Here is a 3,945-nt window from a genome sequence, read left to right as displayed (position 1 = left end):
TCCCTCTTTTTCACGCTCGTTCTCGATCCGGAACACGATATTCTGAACATCGCCAAGTCGGGCAGGAGCGCGCATCTTCTGTTCGTTTGGGCACGACACCCCCAGGGAATGGCGGTCCTGGCGTCCGTGCTCATTGTGCTCTGCGCCGTCAGCGCAGCAACGTGGTTCAAGAGACGACGTCGGCCTCCTATCGTACCGGACGAACAGGAGGCAACACGTACTTTGAAGCAATATCCTGTTACAGGTCAAAAGGAAGAAAGTCGCTTCGAGAAAGGCCGAACCCCTGACGAAGGGAGGTCGTTGGTCAGTTTGGCGGGTCCAAGAAGACCTCTTTTGCGGAACAGGTTGATTCGGGGAACGGCATTTTGCGTGTCCCTGGTATGTGTTATCCTCACGACCGGGTCTTCCGGCATCCCTTTCGCGAAATCCTACTCGATCACAAGGGTCGACATAGAAGCCTCGGTCAATCCGGACGGCTCGATGGACGTCATAGAGAAGCGCACATTCCGCTTTACCTTCGAAAGTGGTACGCGCTTCCCCGGTTCCTTCACCTGGCTGAGTCAGGACCTCTTGCTGGCCGGGTGCCAGGGTATTAGTGGTGTGAAGGTGTCAGAGGACGGGCGTGACTATCTTCCCGCATCTTTCGGACCGGGGACCTACAGCGTCGAAGAAACCCACGACATGGTTCGGGTCACCTGGCGCTTTGAGCCCACCGACGAATCCAGGACGTTCGAGCTCTCTTACCGGGTGAAGGGAGCCGTGGTCGCCCACAGGGACGTCGCGGAGCTATACTGGAAATTCGTCGGCGAAAGGTGGGAGGTATCCTCCGATAACGTGACGGTAAATCTCAGGCTTCCGCAGGGTGCCCGGCTGGACGAGGTAAGAGCCTGGGGTCACGGTCCGCTGTCGGCCAGCGTCCGGATCGTCTCTCCCGAGCTCATAACCTGGACGTTGCCGCATCTTTCGCCAGGCCGGTTTCTCGAAGGGCGGCTGGTGTTTCCGAAGCGCCTGGTCCCACAAGCCACGAACACCGACGACATGGACGTCCTCGACTCGATCCTTTCCGAAGAGGAAGCCTGGGCAGCCCGGGCTGACAGAGAACGTGCTGTCACGCGTCTGGTCACGCAAAGTTCTCTTTTCGTTTTGGCCGCTTCCGTGGCAGCAACGGTCGTACTCCACATCCTGTACGGCCGGGACCCGAAGCCGGACTAGGCGTTACCTGAGCTACGCGGTCGTCCTGGGAGTAGCCAGGGAAGTTTCGGCGCAGATTGAGGCGCTCTTGCCAGAAACAGACGGGCCTGAGGTAACGGGGCTCCGCCCACGGTTATGGTAGGAGGAAGGCAAGGGCATCTCCCGGTGGGAAGCATCGTCGGCGGGCTCACGGATGCACTAAACACTTCGATACGGACGGTGGTAAGCTACGCGGCGACTTCCGGGGCAGGTTTCGGGAGCGGCTTCTCAGGAGGCGGCGGCGGGGGCAGAGCCGCCTTCTTGAACTCCCTGAATGCCTTGCCCAGAGCATGACCAACATCCGGAAGCTTTCCAGGACCAAATATGATCAGTGCCAATATAAGGATGACCAACGGCTCCCCCAGATCTGTACCGTCTCACGTTTTCCTGACCGAATTGTCTCAGATTGAGATGACTTTTGCGTGACACGAAGAAGGCTGCCCTGGAAGGAAGGGTAGCCGCCGGGTTAGGGTTTAGTTCCCGCTCAAGTCCTGGATCACCCTGAGCACCAGCTTCTGGTCGATGAGTTCTTTCTGTTCGATGAAGGCGGCCAGGAGTGAATTGGCACGCACCTGGTTAATGCGGCTGCGGATGCCGCGGGCGTACTGGAAGATCTCCTCGATAGCCTCCGGGGTAAACAGGGGCGAAGTACGGCCTGCCACTTTGAGGTGATGGGTGATATACTCCCTGGTTTCCGGGGCGGTGAGTCCCCGCATGTGGTACCGCACCATGAGCCGCTGGGTAATATGGTCGTAGCAGGAAAGCCGGAACCTGTCCCGCAGTAGGGTTTGGCCCACGAGAGCGCCATGGGGCAGGTGCTGTCCATGTCGAAATTGGTGAGTAGTCTCAGTTCCTGCAGGCTGGCCTCCGGTAGCAGGTGGGCGTCGTCGATCACGACCACCGGGGTCTTTCCCTGCACGGTCCACAGGGTGTCGGCGAGCTGGTTTAGGGTATCTGATTTGTGGTAGCGAGGCTCCACGCCGAGGCCGAGGAGCAGTCGGCGGTAAAGCCCCCGAGCGGGGAGCAGGGGATTAGGCAGGTACAGCCAGAGTGACCTGAGGGGGTCCAGGGAGGCGCGCAGGGCCCGCAGGCGCAGCTCCGGGCAGACCTCGTTTTGGGCGGTCTGGCTGAATCGCTCTACCTTGCCGCGGGCGACGGGGTTTTTCCTGCGGCCCAGGATGACCTGGATGCCGAGGGCGGTGCATGCGGCGCGGAAGTGTCGCGAAACGTGGATGCTGGCCCGGTCCACGTAGACGGCCTCAGGGCTCGAGGCTGGTTAGCGGAGGTGGGCCGGGAGATCCTGGGCATAGTCCTAGAGGATCTGGATGCGAAGTTGATGCAGGAAAGAGGGCCGAATCTCGAGGTTAGGATTTGTTGGCTGCCATCCGAGAGATGCCCGAGGCCTTCAGAGACTACCGGGCGCGGCTTGCGGAGATGGGCTACGACATTCGAGGGATGAGGGGAATGGTGTCACTTTGCAGATTAGCGAGCCCCATGTTTTGCACAATCCTCTGGCCAGATCTTCCGTTCCAATCTGCAAGTTTTCGGATTCCCTCGGATGGCTTTCCGGACCTCTTTCACTTTGTCGCGACCCTCGGTTTGCACTTTGCACGTTGGCGCGGCGGGGTTCGGAGGGATCGAAATAAAAGGGTGGCGCCTGAGAGGCGCCACCTTGGTAGTTCTGTTCCGCGTGCTGGACTAGAGGCTGGCGTCGGCTGATGCGAGTCTGATCGTTTCAGCGTCGATGGGGTTCTGCTTGAGTTGGGCTCCCAGCAGTAGAGCAGTCGTGGCCAGGTTGTTTACGAGGCGCGGCCATCCTCCCGAGTGGGAAGCGATGGCCTCAAGGGCCTGGTCGGTGAAGATGTTGGTGACACCGCCGGCAAGCCTCAGTTGGTGCTCGACGTAGCGAGACACCTCGTCCTTGTCCATGGGCTCCATCTTGTAGTGGACGATGACCCTCTGGGCGAGGGACTGGGTCTGGTTGAGCCGCAGCCTGGCGGTGAGAAAGGGCAGTCCCGCGATGACAAACACGAAGGGACTCTTGGAGTCCATGGAGAAGTTGAATATCATCGCCAGGTCCATGAGGAAATCGGCTCTAGCCAGGTGCATCTCGTCGAGGATAAACACCGGCGTCACTCTTTTCTCGTTGTGAAGGTGTTCGACAGCCCTCTGGATCTGGCGGAACAAGTCGCTTTTGCGATACCCCGGCTCCTCACCAAGTTCGGCGGCAAGGCTCCTGTACATGTCCATGGTGGTACCCGAAGAAAAGGGCAGGTACATGACCTTGTAGAGGGCTGGGTTCAGCCCGTCGGCAAGAGTGCGAAGAGCGTAAGTCTTGCCTGAGCCGGGCTCGCCGACCAGAGCGCCGAAGCCCCTGGCGTCGACAAGGTACTTCAGCCTGGCCAGGGCTTCCTTGAACGACCTGGACGGGAAATGGTCCTGGGGCCGTATGTCCTTGGCGAAAGGCTCCCTGGAAAGAGAGTAGAACGCCCTGTACATGCTCACTCCTCCGTTCCGCCGGCGATGTCAGAAAGCCTGAGCGCGGGCTTTTCACGCTTCACCCTGGCATTGTCCGCGAGATTGACTGGCCTAACCCTCGCGACCTCGGCACCGTTCTCGTACACCAATACCTCCGAAAGGTCGTCAGGCTCGAACCTCACCTCGACGCTCTGGCCTATGTACCTGGGTGGCACCTCGAAGAGTTTCTTGCCTATG

Annotated in this window: 5 protein-coding genes and 1 pseudogene; 1 reads left to right on the top strand and 5 read right to left on the bottom strand. The window is 59.7% G+C overall.

Going from position 1 to position 3,945, the window contains the following annotated elements; translation table 11 throughout:
* A partial coding sequence (locus tag AB1609_17425; protein ID MEW6048228.1) for a DUF2207 domain-containing protein occupies positions 1–1,212 on the top strand: 1,212 nt, incomplete at its 5' end.
* A gap of 206 nt (positions 1,213–1,418) precedes the next feature.
* Here AB1609_17425 and AB1609_17420 read toward each other — a convergent pair.
* From AB1609_17420 to AB1609_17400, 5 genes and pseudogenes are all read right to left on the bottom strand, one after another.
* Positions 1,419–1,583: a twin-arginine translocase TatA/TatE family subunit gene (locus tag AB1609_17420; GenBank protein MEW6048227.1), complete on the bottom strand. Its 165-nt coding sequence runs from the start codon at positions 1,581–1,583 to the stop codon at positions 1,419–1,421.
* Positions 1,584–1,703: 120 nt separating this feature from the next.
* The gene (locus AB1609_17415; protein MEW6048226.1) at positions 1,704–2,027 is read right to left on the bottom strand and encodes a hypothetical protein; all 324 of its coding nucleotides are present in this window, start codon (positions 2,025–2,027) and stop codon (positions 1,704–1,706) included.
* A 17-nt stretch (positions 2,028–2,044) separates the two neighbouring features.
* A pseudogene (locus AB1609_17410) lies at positions 2,045–2,479 on the bottom strand (AAA family ATPase).
* A 449-nt stretch (positions 2,480–2,928) separates the two neighbouring features.
* Complete coding sequence (locus AB1609_17405) at positions 2,929–3,729, bottom strand: AAA family ATPase (GenBank protein MEW6048225.1); 801 nt, start codon at positions 3,727–3,729, stop codon at positions 2,929–2,931.
* Between the two features lie 2 nt (positions 3,730–3,731).
* Positions 3,732–3,945, bottom strand: a 214-nt coding sequence (locus tag AB1609_17400; GenBank protein ID MEW6048224.1) for a Mu transposase C-terminal domain-containing protein, incomplete at its 5' end; no start/stop codon positions are given.

It is taken from the genome of Bacillota bacterium, assembly GCA_040754675.1.
GTDB lineage: Bacteria > Bacillota > Limnochordia > Limnochordales > Geochordaceae > Geochorda.
The sequence above is the reverse complement of the archived record's forward strand: the minus strand, read 5'-3'. Positions and strand labels throughout refer to the sequence as shown.

Bases quoted from the DNA above. Each gene is read 5' to 3' on its own strand.
- AB1609_17405 (MEW6048225.1), bottom strand. From the start codon at position 3,729: ATGTACAGGGCGTTCTACTCTCTTTCCAGGGAGCCTTTCGCCAAGGAC.